Genomic DNA, 1,660 nt, shown 5'->3' on the forward strand with positions numbered 1-1,660 from the left:
GAAGTGCACCACAAAGAGGGGAGCATGGTTTGATGCTCGCTTTTCTTTTGCTCCACTTCCCCCCTTCGGGGGCGGCTTCACCGTTCGCGCTGATAGCGCTCCGGCTCAGCTCGCAGGGCCTCTCAGGCTAAAAAATATGCCACCGGCATATTTTTCTTAACGCCCTCGTCTGGAAGTGCACCACAAAGAGGGGAGCATGGTTTGATGCTCGCTTTTCTTTTGTTGCACTTCCCCCCTTTTGGGGGGCGGCTTTTCAGGCTAAGCAGCATGCCAAAGGCTGAAAATATTTCTCATGGAAAACAAATGGGTAAACTTGTAAATTTGCTGTATGTAGTATAAGATGGATTTATCTGAGTTTTACCGCTATTCGGGCGGGAAAACAGTTTCGACAAAATTCCAAAAGGAGAAACTCCCATGCCACCGATCCATGTGATGATCAAGCCCGCCTCTGCGGGATGCAATATGCGCTGCCGATACTGCTTTTACGCAGACGAGGCTGCCTGTCGGCAGGAGGGGATGCGGGGCATGATGTCCCGGGAGACTGCCCGGGCTGCAATCCGCCGTGCGCTGGCCCACGCCGAGGGAAGCTGCACCTTTATGTTTCAGGGCGGTGAGCCGACGCTGGCCGGGCTGGATTTCTTCCGCTTCTTTGCGGATACCGTTCGACAGGAGAACCGGCGCGGCGTGCAGATTTCGTATGCATTCCAGACCAACGGATTGGCGCTGGATGCCCAGTGGGCGGAGTTCTTCGCCCGAAATCAGGTGCTGGTGGGGATTTCCATGGATGGTACTGCTCAGGTGCAAGATACACTGCGCCCGGCAGCGGATGGAAGCGGTACCCATTCCACAGTGATGGAAAACCTTCAGATGTTGCGCCGCGCCGGGGTGGAGTGCAATGTGCTGGCGGTGGTGACCAGGCAGCTGGCCCGCAACATCAACCAGACCTATGACTTCTTTTCCGAGCAGGGCGTACTCTACCAGCAGTACATCCCCTGTATGGACCCGCTGGAGGAGGCCCGGGGCGGACGGGAATACTCCCTTTCCCCGAAGGAGTACGCCAAGTTTCTTCACCGGCTGTTCTGCCGCTGGAAGGCGGATCTGGACGGCGGAAACTATGTGTCGGTTCGCCATTTCGATAACTGGATCGGCATTCTGATGGGCCGCCCGCCCGAGAGCTGCAATATGCGGGGCGCCTGCGCCATCCAGTATGTGGTGGAGGCGGACGGCAGCGTGTATCCCTGCGATTTCTACTGCCTGGATGAGTGGAAGCTGGGTAATGTGATGCAGGATGATCTGGCTGCATGCGACGAGAAGCGGCGTCAGCTGCGCTTTGTGGAACGCAGCCTGCCTGCACCGCAGCAGTGCCGGGAATGCCCCTGGTATGCACTGTGCCGCAACGGCTGTCCCCGGGATCGGGTACAAAAGCCCGGCGATCCGGTGGCCATCAATTACTTCTGCGAGGCACATCGGGAGTTTTTCGGCCTGCACATCCGGGAGATGCAGCAGATCGCACAGCGGTTTGCAAGATAACCACACAGACAGCAAAGATACAGAAAAAGCCTGCTTCGGCATTTGCCGAGGCAGGCTCAGCCTGTCGAAAAAGGTCACTGAAAGGTGGCCTTTTTCTCGTATTGAGGAAAAGAAAGCGGTATAATAGTGT

General features: G+C 56.7%; 1 protein-coding gene. It reads left to right on the forward strand.

Annotation, left to right across the window (positions count from 1 at the left end):
- Positions 1-414: 414 nt before the first annotated feature.
- Positions 415-1,530 (forward strand): anaerobic sulfatase maturase, encoded by a 1,116-nt coding sequence (locus ACESYO_RS16350; RefSeq protein ID WP_373210876.1) that lies wholly within the window; start codon positions 415-417, stop codon positions 1,528-1,530.
- Positions 1,531-1,660: the final 130 nt, after the last annotated feature.

Source organism: Allofournierella massiliensis, assembly GCF_964241245.1.
Classification (GTDB): domain Bacteria; phylum Bacillota; class Clostridia; order Oscillospirales; family Ruminococcaceae; genus Allofournierella; species Allofournierella massiliensis.

Coding starts and splice junctions, on each gene's coding strand:
- ACESYO_RS16350 (WP_373210876.1), top strand. CDS start 415: ATGCCACCGATCCATGTGATGATCAAGCCCGCCTCTGCGGGATGCAAT.